We start from the raw sequence: 263 nt of genomic DNA, 5'->3' as shown, positions 1-263 counted from the left end.
TTCAGCTGGTACCGCTGGCAGTACGACAGCGCAGGGCGCCTGCTCGTTCAGGACGGCACGCTGCCCGGTCAGGAGCAGTGGCGCTGGGATGCGGCCGGTAACCCGCTCGAGGGGGCTGCTGAGAAAGTCACGCACAACCGTCTGACGCAGCTCAACGGTATTCGCTGGCGTTATGACATCCATGGCCGCATCGTGGAGAAGGATAATGGCCAGACCCGCTGGCACTACCGCTACGACGGCGAGCACCGCCTGACGGAGGTCAA

The 263-nt window shown here is 64.3% G+C and carries 1 pseudogene; it reads left to right on the top strand.

The window, feature by feature from the left end:
- Positions 1-263: pseudogene (locus tag ACOTX2_RS00010) on the top strand (RHS repeat protein); the annotation flags it as partial.

The organism is Enterobacter cloacae complex sp. IR5412 (assembly GCF_049237385.1).
Lineage (GTDB): Bacteria > Pseudomonadota > Gammaproteobacteria > Enterobacterales > Enterobacteriaceae > Enterobacter > Enterobacter intestinihominis.
Note: the sequence above shows the minus strand (reverse complement) of the source record. Positions and strands in the feature narration are given on the sequence as shown.